This window comes from Thermogutta sp., assembly GCF_039793925.1.
GTDB lineage: Bacteria > Planctomycetota > Planctomycetia > Pirellulales > Thermoguttaceae > Thermogutta.
The window spans coordinates 1-1,107 of the sequence record NZ_JBAMME010000169.1 but is presented as its reverse complement, the minus strand read 5'-3'; the positions used below and the strand labels follow the sequence as shown (position 1 = coordinate 1,107).

Annotated in this window: 1 protein-coding gene; it reads left to right on the top strand. The window is 57.6% G+C overall.

Annotated features, from left to right (window positions below; all coding sequences use genetic code 11):
* On the top strand, nucleotides 1–1,107 hold a 1,107-nt coding region (gene ptsP, locus ABJK56_RS06595), incomplete at both ends, for a phosphoenolpyruvate--protein phosphotransferase (RefSeq protein WP_347243871.1).

Sequence of the window (1,107 nt, the reverse complement as noted above, 5' to 3'; positions counted from 1 at the left end):
CCGACGAAGTCTTTCAGGAATGGGTTGCCCGCTTTGAGCATGAAGGGACTGAAATTGCCCGGCAGCGCTCCGCCGATGTCCGGGACATTGCACAGCGCACCCTCCGAATTCTTCTTGGTCTCCCTGAGGAGACCTCTTTACGGGCCATTTCCGAACCCGTGATTGTGGTCGCCCGAGACTTGACCCCCTCGGATACCGCGCGACTTAATCGGGAGATCGTGAAGGGAATCTGTACGGTGGGTGGGGGAGTTACTTCGCACGTCGCGATCCTGGCGCGGATGTGGAATATCCCGGCGGTTGTAGGGATGGAGGAATCCGTTCTGGACGTCCCCGACGGCACACTGGTAGCACTGGATGGTGATACGGGCCGGTTAGTGATTCATCCTTCTGCAGAGACCATCGCCATCTACCAGGAGCGGCAGGCCCAGAGGGCGGTGCAGGTTGCAGAGGCCATCCGCCGGAGTCAGGAGATGGCCGTGACGAAAGACGGATACCGGGTAGAAGTTTTCGCCAATATCGGGGATATCGCCTCTGCCCGCGAGGCTCTATCCCTGGGAGCTGAAGGTGTAGGCCTCCTGCGCACCGAGTTTCTCTTTGTGGATCGGGCGACTATGCCCGATGAAGAGGAACAATACGTCGCCTACCGGGCTATCGCCGATGTGATGGAAGATCGCCCCCTGATTATCCGCACACTGGATATCGGCGGCGATAAACCTCTGCCATACCTAGACCTTCCCTCGGAAACCAATCCGTTTCTGGGAGTCCGGGCCATTCGCCTGACCCTGCGTCGTCCCGACCTTTTTCAAACCCAATTGCGGGCTATTCTGCGCGCCGGAGTCGGACGCAATGTAAAGATCATGTTTCCAATGGTGGCAACCGTTGAAGAAGTGATCAAGGCCCGGGAGGCCATAGAAGAGGTAAAGGATGCCTTGCGAAAAGATGGAATCCCCCACGCAACGGACGTGGAAACAGGCATTATGATAGAGACACCCGCCGCCGCCGTCATCGCTGATATTCTGGCTCCGCTGGTACACTTTTTCAGCATCGGCTCCAATGACCTGACCCAATACGTCCTGGCCTGTGACCGAACCAGCGATCAGTTATCCT